This is a genomic window from Antrihabitans stalactiti, assembly GCF_012932915.1.
In the GTDB taxonomy this organism is placed as follows: Bacteria; Actinomycetota; Actinomycetes; order Mycobacteriales; family Mycobacteriaceae; genus Antrihabitans; species Antrihabitans stalactiti.
In genome coordinates this window covers 365,541-383,777 of record NZ_VCQU01000002.1, presented here as the reverse complement: position 1 = coordinate 383,777, position 18,237 = coordinate 365,541, and the positions used below count along the sequence as shown (strand labels likewise).

The following is an 18,237-nucleotide window of genomic DNA, read 5'->3' as shown; positions in this document are numbered from 1 at the left end:
GGATCACCGACATCGAACGTTTATTCGACGGTTTGAATATAGAGCGGGCCACCGACAGGTTTCGTCGACAGAAGAGGTGAGGGCAGTCGAACACATCCCCGCCCAGACACCGCTTGTCGTCGATCTGTCGCCGCAGGAGGTCCGTGCGCGGCTTCGCGAAGCTCTCGCCATCTACGTCGCTGCGATGGACTACCCGAAGGGCACCGAACACCACCGGGCACCCATGTGGACCGAACACATCTCCAGACCGGGTTGGCGGGCAGTCGGGGCCGTAGTCAACCAAGGCCAATCGTCCAAACTGGTCGCGGTCGGCTACGGCTACCGCGGAGCCCCACACCAGTGGTGGCACCAACAGGTCTACGGCGGCATGCGCAACGCAGGGTGGAGCGAGGCCGCAATTCGGCAAACGATGGCCAACTACTTCGAATTGACCGAGTTGCACGTTCACCCGAACGCGCAAGGACACGGCTTGGGTGAAGCGATGCTGGTGCGGTTGCTGGCCGACCGCACCGAGCAGGTCGCGCTGCTGTCCACTCCCGAGGTGAACCACGAAGACAACCGAGCGTGGCGCTTGTATCGCAGGCTCGGGTTCAACGACGTCATCAGGAACTTCACTTTCACCGGCGACAGCCGGCCGTTCGCCGTGCTCGGCAGGAATCTGCCCCTCACCGCCGACGACCGACCGACCTCGTGATCGACGTTGCGGTCGTCGGGTCCGGACACAATGCGCTGGTAGCGGCCTGTTACCTCGCAAAGGCGGGGTTGTCGGTCGAGGTGTTCGAATCCGATTCGGTCCTAGGTGGCGCCGTGTCGACCGTCGAACGCTTCCCCGGCCATCGCGTCGACCGCGGTTCGTCGGCGCACATCATGATCCGCCACACCGGGATCATCGAGGAGCTGGACCTCGCCAGCCACGGCCTTCGCTACATCGACTGCGACCCATGGGCTTTCGCGCCCGCTGCGCCCGGCACCGGTGGTCCGGGAATCATCTTCCACCGCAGCGTCGAGCGCACCTGCGAGTCGATAGCGGCCTCATGCGGTCTCGCCGAGGCGGCTGCGTATCGCGGGTTCGTCGACGTGTGGGCACCGCGCAGCGAACGCGTGATGCGGGCCTTCCGGTCCGCGCCGTCGCCCGGTGGCCTGCTGCGATCGTTCTGGGGCCTCGACGCAGACGACGGCGGCAGCGAACTGTCTCGACAGTTTCTGTCCTCCGGCGACGCGTTGTTGGACGAGACTTTTCGCGACGAGCGGCTGAAAGCGGCGCTGGCCTGGTTCGGCGCCCAGTCGGGACCGCCGATGTCGGAACCTGGCACCGCTCCGATGGTCGGATTCGCCGCACTGATGCACACCACACCCCCTGGTCGCGCTGTCGGCGGTAGCGGCGCATTGACGGACGCGTTGGTATCGCGGCTGGCTGCCGACGGCGGCGTCGTCCATGCGTCCACCGCCGTGACCGAGCTTCGGCACACCGACCGTGGCTGGCTGGTCCGGACGGCGGACGGCGAGCTCCGTGCACGGACCGTCGTGGCCGGCTGCCACGTCCTGACCACGTTGGACCTGCTGTCGCACGGCGGTTTCGACACCGCGACGCTGGACGACTGGCGTCGACGCATTCGAGTCGGTCCGGGGATCGGGATGGTCGTGCGGCTGGCGACGTCGGGGCTACCCAACTACGGGCAATCCACCGCCGACACTGCGACCGGCCTGCAGCTGCTCGTGCACGACCGTGCCCAATTGCGTCTTGCCCACGGCGCCGCTCTCGCGGGCGAATTGCCCCCGCACCCGGCAGTGCTCGCGATGAGTTTCAGCGCTGTCGATCCGTCGATCGCGCCGGCCGGCCAGCAGCAGATTTCGCTGTGGTCGCAGTGGCAGCCGTACGCGCTGTCCGGCGGCAGGTCGTGGACCGATGCCGCAGAGCCCGAGGCAGATCGGATCGTTGCAGAACTCGAAAGTTACGCACCGGGATTCACGGACTCCATCCTCGACCGGCACGTCCAGTCCCCTGCAGAGCTGGAGCGAGAGATCGGTCTGATCGGTGGCAACGTGATGCACGTGGAGATGTCGCTCGGCCAGATGATGATGTGGCGGCCGCTTCCCGAACTGTCCGGCTATCGAGTGCCTGGCGCGAAAGGGCTGTACCTGACCGGGGCGTCGACCCATCCGGGTGGTGGCGTGTCCGGAGCGAGCGGTCGTAGCGTCGCGCGGCTCGCCCTCGCCGACCGTCGAAAACCGTGGCGGCGAGCGTGATCGCCGGACGCGTGTCCGTCGCGCTGGCGATCGCAACGGTGTTGACGCAGATTTCGTATCCGTTGACGAACGGTCATGCGCGTGACGTCGTCACCGTTGCCGTCGTGGTGCTGTTTGCTGCCGCATGTCTCGTTCACGCCGCAGCCGTACGTGGCTTCGCCTGGGCGGCAGCCTTCTTTGCGATCACCGGCGGAATCGGTCTGGCCGCCGAAATTGCCGGTGTGACCACGAGTTTCCCGTTCGGCTCCTATCACTACGACCTCTGGCGGCTGGGTCCGTCCATCGCGGACGTGCCCGCAATCGTCCCCCTCGCCTGGACCGCCGGTATCTATTCTGTGTGGACAGTCGCAGCATTTCTCTTGCCCAGCAAGCCGATTCGGATCCTCGCCACCGCGATTGGAGCAGTCGGCTGGGATCTCTACCTCGACCCACAGATGGTCGCCGACGGGCAATGGACCTGGACCTCGCCGCGGCCGGGACTGCCTGGCCTGGAACACATTCCGTACACGAACTATCTCGGCTGGTTCGCGGTCGCGCTGCTGATGGCGGTACTCATCGAGGTCGTGAGTCTTTTTGGAGTCCATAGACTCCAAAAAGACTCACGAGGGTTGGCGGCAGTGCCGTTCGCGCTGTTCACCTGGACCTGGCTCGGATCGGCGTTGGCGCACACGGTGTTTCTCGAGGCACCTGAGCTGCGGTACTCGGCCTTTTACGGCTTCGTCGTCATGGCAGTGCTCGGGATTCCGCTGTCGCTGCGTATGTGGCGCGAATTGCAGCCAATCGAGCTTCCATCTCTCGCCGCAGTTCGCGGCGCTGCTTGGCCGCCTCGAAGCGCTCGCGATCGTCGTCTGTGACGAGGTGCTTCGGCGGCACTGCGACAGGCTTCCCCGACGGATCGACAGCGACCATCGTGAAATAGCACCGGTTGGTGGTTCGGATGGACTTGGACCGAATGTCCTCGGCGACAACCCGAATTCCGATCTCCATCGACGTTCGGCCCGTGTAGTTGACCGTCGCGTGGAAGGTCACCAACTCCCCCACGTGAATCGGCTCCTGAAACGTGACCTGGTCGACCGACATGGTGACGACGTACGACGACGCATAGCGACTCGCGCAGACGTACGCGACTTGATCGAGCAATTTCAAGATCGTGCCGCCGTGTACGTTTCCCGAGAAATTGGCCATGTCGGGCGTCATCAAGACTGTCATCGAAGCGCTTGTGCGCGATTCGTCCATCGCGGCCCTTTCTGATCGGCCGGATCTCACCACACCAAGTCTGCCGTGTGACCAGCTTCGGCCACCAGGTCTGGCAGGATGTCGCATGTGCCGCCGACCCCCACTGCGAACGCTCGACGCGTCTTCTCCGTCGCCATACTCGCGCTGTTGATGGTCCCGATGCTGACGAGCTGCCTGCGCGTCCAGGTGTCGATGGGCGTTTCGGCTGACGACCGCGTATCCGGCCAGATCGTCGCGGCTGCCGTTCCGCAGAACGAGAACGACAAGGGTCCGCAGCTCAAGCCGCCGGACTCGCTCTCGGGCAAGGTGCGCGTGCAGGAATACAAGCAGGACGGCTACGTCGGTAGCCAGGCGTTTTTCAGCAACTTGTCGTTCGGCGATGTGCAGCAGTTGGGCCAGATGTCGGATCAAAGCAGCGGCGCGTTTCAGCTGCAGTTCCAGCGTGCAGGCGACCTCGTGTCGCTGACCGGAAAGGCCGACCTCAAGAACGTGCCTGCTCAGGGCAGCGATGTGCAATTCACGATTGCATTCCCCGCCCGCGTTGCGACGACGAACGGCACCCGCGAAACAGACTCGATCGTCTCCTGGAAGCTGCCGCCCGGGTCGGTCACCACGATCCGCGCCGAGGTCCGCTACGCCGATCCGAACACCCGCAGCTTTGCCGGGTGGGCAGGCATCGTCGGTGGCGTCGCCATCGGTGTCTCCGCGATCATCGTCGCCCTCGCGTACGTCACCCGCACACCTCGCCCTGGTCAACCCAGGCCGACGTTGAAGTGGCCGAAGGCAAAGCAGGACGCCTAGTTCGTGTTCGGTTCGTCTGCGGCCACGTCGACTCGCATCGGCGCCGCGATCTCGATCGGTTTCGCGTCGACCGCCCTGTACAACCGGCTGACGTTGCGTCAACTCCGACCCAATGGCCCCGTCGGACCGGTCACTGTCTGCATTCCCGCTCGCAACGAGCGGACCCGACTGCCAGCCTTGATCACGGACCTTCGGGTTCAGCGCGGTGTTGCTCTGCGAGTTCTGATCCTCGACGACGATTCGACCGATGGCACGGCCGCAGCCGCGTCGATCGCCATCGACGGCGACCCTCGTTTCCAGCTCTTGTCGAACCACGCTTCACCCGACCCCGGCTGGACCGGGAAGGCCGCCGCGTGCCGTCGGCTCGCCGAAGCCGCAGGTCAGGCTGACACACTCGTACTCCTCGACGCAGACGTCCGGCTCAAGCCCGATGCCATCGCCGCCGCAGTGGCCGAACGTCGCCGCTCGGACGTTGCGTTGCTGTCGCCATGGCCGAGGCAACAGGCCGAGTCGATGACCGAGCGGCTTGTGCAACCGCTGCTGTGCTGGTCGTGGAGCAGCTCGCTGCCGATTACCGTCGCCACGCGTAGTCGGACGCCGTCGACAGCGGTCGCGTGCGGACAGTTCCTGGTGTTCGACGCCGACGCCTATCGGGAAATCGGTGGGCACGCGGCGGTCGCGTCGAGCGTGACCGAGGATCTCGACATCGCGCGGGCACTACGTCGCGCCGGTCACCGGACCGCACCGGTCGGCAGCGGCGGCCTAGCGCGTTGCCGAATGTATACCGGCGCAACCGAACTCGATGCCGGCTATACGCGATGGTTGTGGTCGGCGTACGGCTCGGCCCCTGCGAGCGCAGCCGTCGTGGCGGTCGCTGCGCTTGCGTTCGTGGTTCCACCGGCAGCGGCGCTGACGGGTAGCCGCGCGGGAGTTGTCGGATACCTCGCCGCCGTGGCGTCGAGGCTGCTCGCAAGGTCGACCGAAAGCGACGGACACCTCACCCGCGCGGACCTGCTCGACGCGCTGGCCCACCCGGTCTCGGTCCTCGCCTATGCGAGGCTGACGTGGCGATCGCACCGCGCCCACCGTCGCGGTGCGCTGATGTGGAAGGGCCGCGACCTAGACGCGCGCGGCACCTAGCCCAAGATTTGCGAGGACCTCGCTGGTCGCGCGGGCGAAGTTGAGCGTGATGAAGTGCAGGCCCGGCGCCCCTTCGGCGATGAGCCGCTCCCCCAATTGGCTAGCAGCCTCGATCCCGACCTCGCGGACCGCCGCGCGATTTTCGTCCGGCCCGTCGCCTGCAGCCTTCGCCAGTCGCTGCTCCAATTCGGTCGGGAGTGCCGAGCCCGACAGTTCGACCATCTTGCGCACCGACTTGAGCGAAGTGATCGGCATGATTTCCGGAATGATCGGTTTGGCGCCTTGCTCCGCATCGAAGGCTGCCACGCGGTCGCGCAGCCGCAGGTAATGCTCGATGTCGAAGAACATCTGGGTGATCGAGTACTCGGCTCCCGCACGAAGTTTCGCGACCAGAAACTTCGTGTCGTGCTCGAGGTCCGGTGAGCGGTAGTGCCCTTCGGGAAACGACGCGACGCCGACGTGGAAGTCGCCGAGATCGCGCACCAGCCGGACCAGTTCGTCGGCGTATTCGACACCTTGGGGATGGCGCTGCCATTCACCCAGGGGATCGCCGGGTGGGTCGCCTCGGAGCACGAGGATGTTGCGGATCCCGCAGTCGGCGTACGCACCGACCATTGCGCGCAGTTCCTCGACGCTGTGCGAGACGGCTGTGAGGTGCGCCACCGGCAGCAGTGTTGTTTCCTGGGCGAGTTGCCCGGTCACGCGGACCGTACGGTCGCGAGTCGAGCCACCGGCACCGTAGGTCATCGACACGAATGCGGGCCGCATCGTCTCGAACTCGCGGACTGCGCGCCACAGCCGTGCTTCGGCAGCAGCGTCGCGCGGCGGCGAGAACTCGACGGAAAACGGCACGCGACCATCGGTTTCCGACCGCAGACGGTCGACGACGGAGGGTGTTTGCGACACCCAGCCCGCGCTGGAACGGCCCCTGACCGAATCGAATACCACTGATTCAGCATACGGAGTTGGGGGTACCCGGTCTCACACGAGATCCGGAGCGAGGCGAAGTTAGAGTGTTAGAAAGCCGCGCAACACTCGAGCGATCGCTAAGGAGACACCACTGTCTGCGGGAGTTGTCCCCATCTCGACCGAGCCGACGGCCTTGACCGCGGCGTTCGAGGCTGCGCTGCGTGAGTTCTTCGAATCCCGCAGGCCGACCGTCGATTCGATCGGCGGCGATTTCGCGGTTGCGGTCGACCACTTGGAACAGTTCGTGCTCCGTGGCGGCAAGCGCATTCGGCCGGCATTCGCATGGACCGGTTGGCTGGGCGCCGGAGGCGACCCTGCCGGTCCGGATTCCCCGATCGTGCTGCGGGTCTGTGCCGCGCTCGAGCTGATTCAGGCGTGCGCGCTGATTCACGACGACATCATCGACTCGTCGCATACCCGGCGCGGTCGGCCGACGGTGCACATCGCCTTCGCCGATCGGCATCGCGGCCGAGCGTGGTCGGGCGACTCGACCGACTTCGGCGATGCGGTCGCCATCCTGCTCGGCGACCTCGCGTTGTCCTGGGCGGACGACATGGTCCGCGAGTCGGCCCTCTCCCAGGCAGCAACGGCCAGGCTGGCGCCGGTGTGGTCGGCAATGCGGACCGAGGTGCTCGGCGGTCAGTTCCTCGATCTCCATTCCGAGGTCACCGGCGACGAGACTGTCGAGGCCGCGTTGCAGATCGATCGGTACAAGACCGCCGCGTACACCGTCGAACGTCCGCTGCACATCGGTGCGGCGCTGGCCGACGCCGACCTGGCCCTCATCGATGCCTATCGCCGCTTCGGAGCCGACATCGGCATCGCGTTCCAACTTCGCGACGACCTGCTCGGCGTATTCGGTGATCCATCGGTCACTGGGAAGCCATCGGGCGACGACCTGCGCGAAGGCAAACGGACCGCTCTGTTCGCGGTCGCACTCCAGCGTGCGGACCGCGATTCCCCAGCAACCGCAAGCCTGCTGCGGAGCAGCATCGGGACCGAACTCGACGACGAACAAGTCGAGACCATCCGCGCCGAACTGCACCGGCTCGGCGCAGTAGACGACATCGAAGCGCGGATTTCCGCACTGACTGAACGGGCGATCGACACATTGTTTACAAGCAGCGCCACGCCGGTGGCCAAAGACCTCCTTCGAGACATGGCCGTTTCGGCGACCTCGCGCACCTCATGACCAGGACCATCAGCGGGTCCGGCGACCACGTGGTCATCGTCGGCGGAGGCCTCGCAGGACTGTGCGCGGGCCTGCATCTGCTCGGCGCAGGTAAGCAGGTCACGATCCTGGAACGCAACGATCACGTCGGTGGTCGGGTCGGCGTCTACGACTTCGACGACTACCAGATCGACAACGGCGCGACCGTGCTGACTATGCCGAACCTGATCACGGAGGCGCTCGCGGCGGTCGGCGCGGACGCCGACTCCACGACTCCCCCGCTTCGCATCCTCCCGCTCGCGCCCGCCTATCACGCGCGGTTCAGCGACGGTTCGGACATCGACGTGTATTCCGACACCAACGCGATGTTCGCCGAGATCGAGAAGAAGTGCGGCACCGAGGATGCGCGTTCGTATCTGACGATGCGGCAATGGCTGGCTGATCTGTTCGAGGTCGAGTATCCGACCATGATGGACGAGAGCTTCGACTCGCCGCTCGACCTGCTGTCGTCGCCGCGCGCGTTGCTTCGCTTCCTCATGCTCGGCGGATTCGGGAAGTTGGGCCGCAAGGTCGCCAAGTTCATCGACGACGAACGGCTGGTTCGACTTTTCACATTCCAAGCTCTGTATGCGGGTGTCGCACCGGCAAAGGCGCTCGCCGCCTACGGCGCGATTCCGTACATGGATACCTGCCTCGGTGTCTTTTACCCCGAAGGCGGAATGCGGACGATCGCCGCGTCGATGGCGGACGCGTTCACAACGGCGGGCGGGCAACTGGAATTGCACGCCGATGTCGCTCGGATCGAATACGACGGCAAGCGCGCGCGAGCCGCAGTGACCGCGGACGGACGCGAATTTGGTTGCGACGCGCTGATTCTCACGGTCGACTTCGGTTCGATCGCGCCGCTCTTGGACAAGCGCAGGTCCCGCAAGCTGCGCGCGTCACCGTCGGCTGTCGTGCTGCACGGCACGATTCCCGTCCGGGTTTCGGACGAGTGGGCAGCGCCCGCGCACCACACGATCGACTTCGGAGCCGCATGGGCGACGACCTTCGAGGAACTGACCGCGAGCCGCGGTCGCGGACGACTGATGTCGGACCCGTCGTTGCTGGTGACGAGACCCGCCGTCACCGACCCGGGACTGCGCATCGAACGGGCAGGCGTTACCTACGAACCGTTGTCGGTCCTTGCGCCGTGCCCGAACCTTGTCTGCGCTCCGCTCGAGTGGGGCGCCCTCACCGACGCCTACGTTCGCGAATTGCTCGATGAACTGGAGCGCCGCGGATACACCGGCATCTCGACCGAGTACGTCGTCGATCACGTCGACACTCCCCAGACGTGGCTGGACAAAGGCATGCTCGCGGGCACGCCGTTCTCTGCGTCACATCTGTTCAGGCAGACCGGACCATTCCGGACTCGCAACCTCGTGCCGTCGAAGGAGAACGTCGTACTCGCAGGTTGCGGAACCACGCCGGGCGTCGGCGTTCCCACCGTGTTGATCTCCGGGAAACTCGCGGCCGAGCGGATCGTGGGCCGACAAGTGCGAGGCAGAAGCAAGATATCTGCACTTGAGCCACTAAACTAGGCACGCGACCGCACACCTTTGCTCATCCGACGCCGAGCACCTATGGGGGAGGAACCGGATTTGATGTCCCGCCCCCGAACACCATTCACGACGCGGCTCGCTCAAGTCGGAGTGTTCGCTCGGACCCCCGAAGGCCACGCCGCGGTGCTCGGAATGATCGGTTCGTTCATGATCATGTTCGGCGGCTTCGGCGCGGGCAGCGTTCGACGCCAGGATCCCCTGCTGGAGACGGCTCATCTGTCGTGGCTTCGTTTCGGGCATGGCTTGGTGTTGTCGACGCTGACTGTGTGGATCGGCGTGATCCTCATGATCACGGCGTGGGTTCGCCTGGGCCGCACGACGATCGGCGGCGGGGTCTCGCTCAACGAACTGCGCGCCATCATCCCGATGTGGATCGGGCCATTGCTGTTGTCGGTGCCGATGTTCAGCCGCGACGCGTATTCCTACCTTGCGCAGGGCGCGCTGCTTCGCGACGGCTTCGATCCGTACAAGGACGGTCCGGTCGTCAATCCAGGCATTCTGCTGGACAACGTGAGCAACGTCTGGACCACCACGACGGCACCGTACGGACCGATCTTTCTCATGCTCGGGCGCGGAATCACCAGCCTGACCGGCGACAACGTCGTGGCGGGGACGATCGTGCTGCGGTTGGCCATGCTGCCCGGGCTCGCGCTGATGATGTGGGCAGTGCCGCACATCGCTCGCCACCTCGGCGGTAAGCCTGCGGTCGCATTGTGGCTCGCAGTGCTCAATCCCCTCGTCCTCATCCACCTCATCGGCGGCGTGCACAACGAGATGCTGATGGTCGGATTGATGGCGGCGGGCATCGCCATGGTGCTCGAGCGCCATCACGTCGCGGGGATCGCGGTCGTGGCGATCGGTGTCGGCATCAAGGCGACCGCGGGCATCGCGCTGCCGTTCCTCGTGTGGATCTGGATGGTGCACGAACGCGAGAAGCGTGCGCAAGACTCTGATGCAAAACCCAACGACATTGTGCTGTTCGGCAAGACGGCAGGCGCGGGGGTCGGCGTGTTCGCCGTCATCTTCGTGGCCGCGTCGGCGCTTGCCGGCGTCGGAATTGGTTGGCTGACAGCACTTTCCGGTTCGGCAAAGATCATCAACTGGCTCTCGCTACCGACCATCATGGCGCACCTGATCACGGTCGGCGCGTCGTTGTTCGGCGACCTCAGCCTGCCGCCAGTCCTCAAGGTCACGCGGCTGATCTGCGCTATTGCTCTGCTCCTGATTCTCTGTTGGACGTGGTGGCGCTTCCGTCGCAGCGAGAAAGAGGCGGTTCTCGGCATCTTGATCGCCTTCATCGCGATCGTGATCTTGTCCCCCGCCGCGCTCCCCTGGTATTACTCGTGGCCGCTGGCTCTGGCCGCGGGCTTCGCGTTGTCGACGACGACGCTGATGATTCTGGTCGGCCTGTCGACCTGGTTGATGCTCGTTTTCCAGCCCGACGGTTCGATCGGCCTCTACACGTTCCCGCACGTCGCTGCGGCGACGTTTGCGGCGGTTGTCGCGGCGATGTCGTTGCGTACCGTAGATCCACTTCGACTGCGCGCGAGCAACGACGACACGCCGGTGCCGAAAGTGACTCAGGCAGCGCCCGGCGCCGCCTGATCGTCGGTCAGATGGCCATCGCTTGAGCGCGGCGAATGACTTCGCGCGCTTGATGCCCACGCAGTGCAGCCACCGGTGTACCCGGCAGACTGTCGTCTTCGGCGAACAGCCAACGCAGCGCCTCGACCTCGGTGAACCCGCCGTCCGACAGCACCGCGAGCAGTCCGGGCAGGAACTTCAGCACCTTGCCGTCGGCGCCGAAGAACTCTTCAGGGACCGCGATGATTCCGTCGCGCTTGACGGCGATCAACTGGTGGTCGCGAAGCAACTGGTGAACCCTGGTGACCGCGAGGCCGAGTTGCTTGGCCACATCCGGAAGCTGAAGCAGAGGCACGGATTCGGGCAGAACGTCGTCGGCGTATGGGATTGCACTCACAGGAGTCAACGTTATCGGGTCGGCCTGACATGAGCGTGCGGAACGCACCCGCGTCGGTGTCCGGGATAATCGATTTGTGATGAATGAGCGGAGCCGGTCCGAGGGCGCTGTCCTCGACGGCAGCTACCGCGAGTGCAAACGGATCAATCGCCGCCACGGCAAGACCTACTACTGGTCGACGAATTTGTTGCCGCGCGAGGTCAGGCCGCACGTGCACGCGCTGTATGCGTTCTGCCGGCTCGCCGACGACATCGTCGACGTCAGCGGCGAGTCGGCAGACACCCGCCTGATGGAGCTGAGGACGTTCGAATCGGCGTTCTTCACTGCCCGCGAGACCGGGCGCAGCGACCATCCCGTGATCAGCGCGGTGGTGCACACGGCACGCGAGTTCAAGCTGCAGGACAACGACTTTCGGCGATTCTTCGGCGCGATGTACCTGGATTTCGAAGTCGAGCGCTACGCGACGTTCGACGATCTGATGGGGTACATGGACGGTTCGGCTGCAGTCATCGGCGAGCTGCTGTTGCCACTGTTCGGCGCAGCCGACCCAGCGTTGCGCACACCGGCCGCCGCACTCGGCGTCGCCTTTCAGTTGACGAACTTCCTTCGCGACGTCGCCGAAGATCTCGACCGGCATCGCGTGTACCTCCCGCAGGACGAGCTTGCCCGGTTCGGTGCTGCCGAAGCGCTGATGCAGCGACGCGTGACGCCCGAATGGGAGCAGTTCATGGCCTTCCAGCTCGCGCGAACCCGCGAGTTCTACGATTCGGCGCTGCCCGGGCTTCGCGCGTTGCCGGGTCGAACGCAACGCTGCGTCGGCGCTGCGTGGCAGCTGTACGGCGAAATCCTGGACCGCATCGAAGCCGGTGGCTACGACGTCTTCTCACATCGCGCCTCGGTCCCCATGGCGCGCAAGGTGGCAATCGGTCTCGGCGTCCGCCGTCTCGTTCCGGTGGCTCAGTACCATCGAGCTTTGAACGTGCGCAGCACGACGTAGACGAAGGGGGTGACATGAGAGCGGACGGACACGGACTGATCGGCGAAATGCTGGATCGGCGCTACCGCGTGGATGCACCAATCGCGCGTGGCGGAATGTCGACGGTCTACCGCGGTCTCGATGTGCGCCTCGACCGGCCGGTGGCCATCAAGGTCATGGATGCGCAATACGCGGCCGATCCGAAGTTCCTGTCGCGGTTCGAGTTCGAAGCCCGCGCGGTCGCCCGGTTGAAGCATCCAGGGCTGGTTGCGGTGTACGACCAGGGCGTCGATGGCGACCTCGCCTTCCTCGTCATGGAACTCGTCGAAGGTGGCACGTTGCGCGAGTTGCTGCGCGAGCGTGGGCCGATGCCGCCGCACGCGGTCCGTGCCGTCGCCGAGCCGGTACTCGATGCTCTCGGCGTAGCCCACGCGGCCGGGCTCGTCCATCGTGACGTCAAGCCGGAGAACGTGCTGATTTCGGATTCTGGCGAGGTGAAACTCGCCGACTTCGGCTTGGTCCGAGCGATTGCCGCATCGAGCACCACCTCGAGCAGCGTGATCCTCGGCACCGCCGCCTACCTCTCCCCCGAACAGGTCGCGACCGGTGTCGCCGACGCGCGTAGCGATGTCTATGCAATGGGCATCCTGATATTCGAAATGCTCACCGGTAGAACACCTTTCACTGGCGACACGTCGCTGTCGATCGCCTATCAGCGGCTGCACAACGACGTGCCGAGCCCGAGCGAATTCATCGACGGTGTCCCTAGCGAATTCGACGATATGGTGCTCGACTCGACCGCACGCGAACCAGCACACCGGTTCGTGAACGCGGCAGCAATGGCGGCGCAACTGCGCATAGTCGCCCGCGCACTCGATCTGCCCGACTATCGCGTTCCCGCACCCCAGCGGTCCGCAGAGCACGCCAGCGCGCAGTTCCCCCGGCAGCGCGCCGCGCCGCCGACGGACCCGCTGCAGAAGCAGGCACCACCGGCCCCGCGGACGTCGACTGCGGTCGCAGCGACGCCCGCACCCCCCGCCGTTGCGCCGCAGCAGCAGCCACAGCACCCGCAGCAACGGCCTCATGCGCCGACGCAGCACACCAAGGTCTTCACTGCCTCGACGCCTCGGCATCCGCAGCTGCCACCCAGCGACCCGGGGATGCCGTCAGGTGTGCTGCCTGCGAACGACCGGCCCTACCCCGCGTACGTCGATACACGCCGCAAATCGCGCCGAGCGATGTACATCTGGCTGCTCATCGTGGTGCTGCTCGCGCTCCTCGTCGGGATCGCCGGCTGGTGGGTCGGGTCCGGTCGATACACGGCTGTGCCGTCGATCGACGGTCTCGATCGCACCGCCGCAGTTGCCGCCATCGAGAGCGCCGGGCTGAGGGCCGAGACGCAGAATCGCTATTCGGACACCGTGCCTGCCAACGCGATCATTGGGATCGACCCGGCGGCGGGGTCGCAAATTCTGCAGAATTCGACCGTGGCGCTGCTGATTTCGCTGGGCAAGCCCGTCATCCCGACGATCGGCGACAACGAGAGCGTCGCAGCGGTTCAGAAGAAGCTCAAAGACATGACGCTGGAGCCGATCGACGGCGGCGAAACGTTCAGCACCAAGGCGGCAGTCGGCTCGGTCGCCTCGCTCGACCCAGGTCCGGGCACGACCGTCGCTGTCGGGTCCAAGGTGAAGGTGGTCCGCAGCAAAGGCGCGCCTCCGGTCGAATTGCCCGATATCAGGAACCGCAGCGAAGAGGACGCACGCAGGGCGCTCGAGGCGGTCGGCGTCAAGGTCGGCGAAACGAAGACCGAATTCGACGACGGGATCGACGGCGGCAAAACGATCACCACCGACCCTGCGCCCGGCACAGCCGTCACCGCAGGCAGCGAGGTGACGCTCATCGTGTCGAACGCAGTGACGGTGCCGTTCGTGATCGGCCAGTCGGTCAGCTCGGCACGCGCCAAGCTCACCGACCTCGGACTGGACGTCAACGCCCGATCGGACGCGGGGTTCGTGATCGGTCAGCTTCCGGGCGGCGGCTCCAGGGTGAAGCCGGGTAGCAGCGTCAACCTGGTGTCGTTTCCCTGATCCGCTGGCGGATCAGTCGCGCAGCATCTCCGCAACGAGGAACGCCAATTCCAGCGACTGCTGGGTGTTGAGTCGTGGGTCGCACGCCGTCTCGTACCGTCCGGAGAGGTCGAGATCCGAGATGTCCTGTGCGCCGCCGAGGCATTCGGTGACGTTCTCGCCAGTCAGCTCGATGTGGATGCCACCTGGATGCGTGCCGAGGCCGTGGTGCACCTCGAAGAAACCCTGCACCTCGTCGACGATGCGGTCGAAGTGCCGCGTCTTGTAGCCGGTCGAGGATTCGTGGGTGTTGCCGTGCATCGGGTCGCACTGCCAGATGACCTGGTGGCCCGTCGCCTGAACCTTCTCGATGATCGGGGGCAGCAGATCCCGGACCTTCGTGTTGCTCATCCGCGACACGAGGGTGAGCCGTCCCGGCTTGTTCGTCGGATCGAGGCGCTCGACGTACTCGACCGCCATCTCCGGCGTCGTGCTCGGACCGATCTTGAGGCCGATCGGGTTGGCGAGCAGTTCGGCGAAGGCAATGTGGGCACCATCGAGCTGGCGGGTGCGGTCACCGATCCACAGGTAGTGGGCGGACAAGTCGTACAGCTGCGGGTTGCCCGCCTCATCGTGCGACAGGCGCAGCATCGCGCGCTCGTAGTCGAGAACGAGCGCTTCGTGGCTGGCGTAGATCTTGGCGGACTGCAGATTCGGATCCGTCACGCGGCAGGCATTCATGAATGCGAGGCCGCGGTCGATCTCGGACGCCATCTGCTCGTACCGTGCTCCGGCAGGCGAGTTCGCGACGAACGCGCGGTTCCAGTCGTGCACCTTGTGCAGGTCGGCCATCCCCGCTGCAGTCAGTGCACGGACCAAGTTCATCGCGGCACTCGCATTGGCGTAAGCCCGGACCAGCCGCGACGGATCGTGCACGCGGACCGCTTCGTCGGCGACGAGCGAGTTGATCATGTCACCGCGGTAGGACTGCAGGCCCAGGGCGTCGATGTTCGACGAGCGTGGCTTGGCGTACTGCCCCGCAATGCGGGCAACCTTGACCACCGGCAAGCTCGCGCCGTAGGTCAGCACGACCGCCATCTGCAGCAACGTCCTGATGTTGCCCTTGATGTGCGGTTCGGTGTTGTCGGCAAAGGTCTCCGCGCAGTCACCACCCTGCAGCAGGAACGCTTCACCACGCGCGACCTCTGCAAGGCTCGCCTGTAGATCCTCCACTTCGGAAGGCATACAGATCGGCGGAACGCTCTCGAGAACGGTCCGCATGGCAGCAGCTTGGCCCTCCGGCCAGTTCGGCTGTTGAGCGGCGGGCTTCGCGAGAGCCGCATCGAGCCCGTCCCGCAGGTCGGCAGGGAGGGGCGGCAGCTCGGGCAAGCGTTCGATCGGCACATCGACGGTCCAGTTCACTCTTACAGGATATTCGCAATCGCGCGTTTCCAAGGTGTCGGGATCCCCCACTAAGGTGAGTCGGTCCGGTCAGTGCGAGGAGAACGCTCGAGTGCGCTATTTCTACGATTGCGAATTCATCGAAGATGGCGTGACCATCGACCTTGTTTCGATCGGCATCGTCGCCGAAGACGGGCGTGAGTACTACGCGGTATCGACCGAATTCAACCCGGACCGTGCCATCCCGTGGGTCCGGCGGAATGTGCTGTCGAAGTTGCCGCCGCCGTCGTCGCCGCTCAACAAGAGCCGCCAACGAATTCGAGACGACGTGCTCGAATTCCTGGTTCCCCGGCCCGGCGTCGAACCCGAATTGTGGGCGTGGGTCGCTGCCTATGACCACGTCGCACTGTGCCAGCTCTGGGGCTCGATGACGGAGCTGCCCCGGGCACTTCCCCGCTTCACGAGAGAACTGAAGCAGCACTGGGAGGATCACGGCCGGGCGCCGCTGCCGAAGTTGCCGAACGACGCTCACGATGCGCTGGAGGATGCGCGGCACAACCTCGCGAAGTTCGACGCCATCGAGGCCTATCGTGCGCGGGCAAACCCCCAGCGGTAGCTATGCTCGTTCGGCGAGGCTGGTCGACGCGAGGAGTGCAATGGGGCGGGTTCGGTGGAGTGCGGCGGGGTTGAGCGCTCTGTGGCTCGCGGCGTTGATCGCCATTCCCTTGTTGCTGGTCGGCCGAGGCGAGCCCAACATGATCGACCTCGAGGTGTATCGAACGGGTGGTCGAGCCTGGCTCGAGGGGAACCAGCTGTACGCGAAGGATTTTCCCGGAACCCTGCCTGGCCCGCAGTTGCCGTTCACCTACCCCCCGATCGCGGCGATCATCTTCGGCGGTCTCGCGCTGATTCCGCTGTGGCTCGGTAAGGTCGTGATCTGCGTCGCCACCTTCCTCGCGGCAACTGGTACCTGCCTGGCGGTCGCGTCGAAACTGGGCTTCCGGCAAGCAGTTCTGCTTTCCGTCGTCGCGGGATCCGCGGTGGTCGGAGTACTGAGCCAGCCATTTCGGTCGACACTGGATTTCGGTCAGCTCAACGCGTTGTTGATGGTGCTGGTCGCGGTCGATTGTCTTGCCGTCCGCAGCGATCGTTTTCGTGGGATCCTGGTCGGCCTCGCAGCAGCGATCAAGCTGACCCCCGCGGTGTTCATCATCTACTTCCTGGTTCGTCGCGATTGGCGAGCGGCAATCATGACGGTCGTGTCGTTCGCCTTCTTCACACTGCTCGGACTCGTCTTCGCCTTCCGCGACACGAAGGACTACTGGTTCGACGCGCTGCTCGATCCGAGTCGGGTCGGCGGACTCGCTTATGCGACCAACCAGTCACTGCGCGGCGTGCTGCATCGGCTGCATCCGCCGGCTGAATCGAAATTATGGGCGTTGCTCGCGCTCGCTGTGCTGGCTCTAGCGGTGATCGCGGCGCTGCGCGCGGTGAAGGCACGCAACGACGTCGCCGCTCTCGTCTCGGTTGCGACCGCTGGGTTGTTGATCTCGCCCGTGTCGTGGGCACACCACTGGGTGTGGGTCGTGCCGGCGATGATGCTGGTGGGCGCAGCGATCTGGCACGCATCCGCCTGGCGCTACATCCCGGTCTTTCTCGGTGTCGGGACCGTCTTCTTCCTCGGCCCGTTCAATTGGCTGCCCAAGGAGCAAGACAACGAGATGCACTGGAATCTCTGGCAACACGTCGTCGGCAACTGCTACGCCTGGCTCGGTCTTGTTCTGCTGATCGTGCTGGCCTTCTACTGGCGCTACGACACCGACCCGAAGGCGGTCGAATCGGTCGACGAGGCCGCGGCAGCGAGTTAACCGGCGCGAGTGTCCGGAATGCGATCGGCGCGCGCAGACTTCGTCTCCGCGGCAGCGCCCTTCTTCTTGAGCGACGCGCCGTAGATGTCGACGTACTCCTGACCGGAAAGCTGCATCAACTCGTACATCACCTCGTCGGTCACAGCACGCTCGATGAAGCGGTTGCCGCCGAGTCCTTCGAAGCGCGAGAAGTCCATCGGTGCACCGACTTTCACGGTGACCTTGGCGGGACGATACTTCGTGGTCCCGGGCGGAGTGACGAGGTTCGTACCGATCATCGCCACCGGAATCACCGGCACACCGGTATCGAGTGCGATTCGCGCAAGGCCCGTCTTGCCCTTGAACAGACGCCCGTCAGGCGACCGCGTTCCCTCCGGGTACAGGCCGACGAGCTTGCCCTTTTCCAGATACTTCTTCGCGGTGTTCATCGCGTCCTCGGCTGCGTCGGCACCGCTGCGATCGATCGGCACCTGGCCGGTCGCAGTGAAGAACCAGCGCTGCAGCGCACCTTTGAAGCCAGGCGTCGTGAAGTACTCACTCTTCGCCAGGAACGTGACCCGGCGCGGCGACATCAACGGCAGGAACAGCCAGTCCGTGATCGACAAATGGTTGCTGGCGAGAATCGCAGGCCCGTCGGTGGGGATGTTTTCGAGACCTTCGATCCGTGGTCGATTGACCAGACGCAGGATCGGTCCGACCAACACGAACTTCAAGAGCCAGTACGCCATGGCAACCTTTCCCGATCGCGAGTGAACACTCGACTATCGAGGCGTA

16 protein-coding genes and 1 pseudogene are annotated in these 18,237 nt (G+C 65.1%); 12 read left to right on the top strand and 5 right to left on the bottom strand.

Annotated elements, in window-relative coordinates:
- Positions 1–76: 76 nt before the first annotated feature.
- Genes FGL95_RS07580 through FGL95_RS07570 form a run of 3 tightly spaced genes read left to right on the top strand, consistent with a single transcriptional unit; the run spans position 77 to position 3,101 of the window.
- Positions 77–694, top strand: a complete 618-nt coding sequence (locus tag FGL95_RS07580) for a GNAT family N-acetyltransferase (RefSeq protein ID WP_338079749.1) — start codon at positions 77–79, stop codon at positions 692–694.
- Positions 691–2,247, top strand: coding sequence for an FAD-dependent oxidoreductase (locus FGL95_RS07575; RefSeq protein WP_169585599.1), 1,557 nt, complete (start codon positions 691–693; stop codon positions 2,245–2,247). Before FGL95_RS07580 ends, FGL95_RS07575 begins: the two co-directional genes overlap by 4 nt.
- Complete coding sequence (locus tag FGL95_RS07570) at positions 2,232–3,101, top strand: carotenoid biosynthesis protein (protein ID WP_476726934.1); 870 nt, start codon at positions 2,232–2,234, stop codon at positions 3,099–3,101. The genes FGL95_RS07575 and FGL95_RS07570 overlap by 16 nt, the downstream gene beginning before the upstream one ends.
- A gap of 106 nt (positions 3,102–3,207) precedes the next feature.
- Here the strand turns inward: FGL95_RS07570 and FGL95_RS33260 are convergent.
- A pseudogene (locus FGL95_RS33260) lies at positions 3,208–3,432 on the bottom strand (acyl-CoA thioesterase); the annotation flags it as partial.
- Positions 3,433–3,561: 129 nt separating this feature from the next.
- Between FGL95_RS33260 and FGL95_RS07560 the strand changes: the two are divergent.
- Both FGL95_RS07560 and FGL95_RS07555 read left to right on the top strand, forming a co-directional pair.
- On the top strand, positions 3,562–4,284 hold the full coding sequence (locus FGL95_RS07560) for an LppM family (lipo)protein (RefSeq protein WP_169585597.1): 723 nt from the start codon (positions 3,562–3,564) through the stop codon (positions 4,282–4,284).
- Between the two features lie 3 nt (positions 4,285–4,287).
- Positions 4,288–5,424, top strand: coding sequence for a glycosyltransferase (locus tag FGL95_RS07555; protein WP_169585596.1), 1,137 nt, complete (start codon positions 4,288–4,290; stop codon positions 5,422–5,424).
- On the opposite strand, the gene metF is transcribed toward FGL95_RS07555, so the two are convergent.
- Positions 5,404–6,372: a methylenetetrahydrofolate reductase [NAD(P)H] gene (metF, locus tag FGL95_RS07550; RefSeq protein WP_169585595.1), complete on the bottom strand. Its 969-nt coding sequence runs from the start codon at positions 6,370–6,372 to the stop codon at positions 5,404–5,406. The genes FGL95_RS07555 and metF overlap by 21 nt on opposite strands.
- A gap of 154 nt (positions 6,373–6,526) precedes the next feature.
- On the opposite strand from metF, the gene FGL95_RS07545 reads away from it, so the two are divergent.
- From FGL95_RS07545 to FGL95_RS07535, 3 genes are all read left to right on the top strand, one after another.
- The gene (locus FGL95_RS07545; RefSeq protein ID WP_420838025.1) at positions 6,527–7,585 is read left to right on the top strand and encodes a polyprenyl synthetase family protein; all 1,059 of its coding nucleotides are present in this window, start codon (positions 6,527–6,529) and stop codon (positions 7,583–7,585) included.
- Entirely contained in the window at positions 7,582–9,147 is a 1,566-nt protein-coding gene (gene crtI / locus FGL95_RS07540) for a phytoene desaturase family protein (RefSeq protein ID WP_169585594.1), read from the top strand. The genes FGL95_RS07545 and crtI overlap by 4 nt, the downstream gene beginning before the upstream one ends.
- A 63-nt stretch (positions 9,148–9,210) precedes the next feature.
- Positions 9,211–10,773, top strand: coding sequence for an alpha-(1->6)-mannopyranosyltransferase A (locus tag FGL95_RS07535; RefSeq protein ID WP_240962810.1), 1,563 nt, complete (start codon positions 9,211–9,213; stop codon positions 10,771–10,773).
- A gap of 7 nt (positions 10,774–10,780) precedes the next feature.
- Here FGL95_RS07535 and FGL95_RS07530 read toward each other — a convergent pair whose 3' ends face one another.
- Positions 10,781–11,149, bottom strand: a complete 369-nt coding sequence (locus tag FGL95_RS07530) for an Rv2175c family DNA-binding protein (protein ID WP_169585592.1) — start codon at positions 11,147–11,149, stop codon at positions 10,781–10,783.
- 79 nt (positions 11,150–11,228) lie between these two features.
- Here FGL95_RS07530 and FGL95_RS07525 point away from each other — a divergent pair, with 79 nt between their 5' ends.
- Entirely contained in the window at positions 11,229–12,146 is a 918-nt protein-coding gene (locus FGL95_RS07525; protein WP_169585591.1) for a phytoene/squalene synthase family protein, read from the top strand.
- A 14-nt stretch (positions 12,147–12,160) separates the two neighbouring features.
- Complete coding sequence (gene pknB / locus FGL95_RS07520) at positions 12,161–14,215, top strand: Stk1 family PASTA domain-containing Ser/Thr kinase (protein ID WP_169585590.1); 2,055 nt, start codon at positions 12,161–12,163, stop codon at positions 14,213–14,215.
- Positions 14,216–14,227: 12 nt separating this feature from the next.
- On the opposite strand, the gene FGL95_RS07515 is transcribed toward pknB, so the two are convergent.
- Positions 14,228–15,616, bottom strand: a complete 1,389-nt coding sequence (locus FGL95_RS07515) for a class II 3-deoxy-7-phosphoheptulonate synthase (RefSeq protein ID WP_169585589.1) — start codon at positions 15,614–15,616, stop codon at positions 14,228–14,230.
- Between the two features lie 91 nt (positions 15,617–15,707).
- Here FGL95_RS07515 and FGL95_RS07510 point away from each other — a divergent pair, with 91 nt between their 5' ends.
- Positions 15,708–16,211, top strand: a complete 504-nt coding sequence (locus FGL95_RS07510; protein WP_169585588.1) for a polyadenylate-specific 3'-exoribonuclease AS — start codon at positions 15,708–15,710, stop codon at positions 16,209–16,211.
- A 40-nt stretch (positions 16,212–16,251) separates the two neighbouring features.
- Entirely contained in the window at positions 16,252–17,463 is a 1,212-nt protein-coding gene (locus FGL95_RS07505) for a glycosyltransferase 87 family protein (RefSeq protein ID WP_169585587.1), read from the top strand.
- On the opposite strand, the gene FGL95_RS07500 is transcribed toward FGL95_RS07505, so the two are convergent.
- Entirely contained in the window at positions 17,460–18,191 is a 732-nt protein-coding gene (locus FGL95_RS07500) for a lysophospholipid acyltransferase family protein (RefSeq protein WP_169585586.1), read from the bottom strand. The two genes, FGL95_RS07505 and FGL95_RS07500, sit on opposite strands and share 4 nt — an antisense overlap.
- Positions 18,192–18,237 lie beyond the last annotated feature (46 nt).

Bases quoted from the DNA above. Each gene is read 5' to 3' on its own strand.
- FGL95_RS07560 (WP_169585597.1), top strand. From the start codon at position 3,562: ATGTCGCATGTGCCGCCGACCCCCACTGCGAACGCTCGACGCGTCTTC.
- FGL95_RS07535 (WP_240962810.1), top strand. From the start codon at position 9,211: ATGTCCCGCCCCCGAACACCATTCACGACGCGGCTCGCTCAAGTCGGA.
- pknB (WP_169585590.1), top strand. From the start codon at position 12,161: ATGAGAGCGGACGGACACGGACTGATCGGCGAAATGCTGGATCGGCGC.
- FGL95_RS07505 (WP_169585587.1), top strand. From the start codon at position 16,252: ATGGGGCGGGTTCGGTGGAGTGCGGCGGGGTTGAGCGCTCTGTGGCTC.
- crtI (WP_169585594.1), top strand. From the start codon at position 7,582: ATGACCAGGACCATCAGCGGGTCCGGCGACCACGTGGTCATCGTCGGC.
- FGL95_RS07500 (WP_169585586.1), bottom strand. From the start codon at position 18,191: ATGGCGTACTGGCTCTTGAAGTTCGTGTTGGTCGGACCGATCCTGCGT.
- FGL95_RS07525 (WP_169585591.1), top strand. From the start codon at position 11,229: ATGAATGAGCGGAGCCGGTCCGAGGGCGCTGTCCTCGACGGCAGCTAC.